Annotated in this window: 1 protein-coding gene; it reads left to right on the top strand. The window is 47.6% G+C overall.

Annotated features, from left to right (window positions below):
* Positions 1-393 (top strand): PhoH family protein (locus CIL03_RS19510; protein WP_133087851.1); only part of this gene is annotated, 393 nt, incomplete at both ends.

The following is a 393-nucleotide window of genomic DNA, read 5'->3' on the forward strand; positions in this document are numbered from 1 at the left end:
TGACCATGCAGGTACAGGTAAGACATATTTGGCTGTGGCTGTGGCTGTGTCCAATTTGATCGCAGGCACCGTGGACCGCATTATTTTGTCCCGTCCTGCTGTCGAAGCCGGAGAAAGCCTTGGCTTTTTACCTGGGGATTTGAAAGACAAAATTGATCCCTATCTGCGGCCGTTGTATGACGCGCTTTATGATATGTTGCCTGCGGAACAGGTGGCGAAAAAAATGGCGTCTGGTGAAATTGAAATTGCCCCGCTGGCCTATATGCGAGGGCGTACGCTGTCCAACAGTTTTGTGATTTTAGACGAGGCACAAAATACCACAGCCATGCAAATGAAAATGCTTTTGACCCGTTTTGGCGAAAATAGCAAAATGATTTTCTGCGGTGACTTTTG

Source organism: Virgibacillus indicus, from assembly GCF_002266285.1.
In the GTDB taxonomy this organism is placed as follows: domain Bacteria; phylum Bacillota; class Bacilli; order Bacillales; family Amphibacillaceae; genus Virgibacillus_K; species Virgibacillus_K indicus.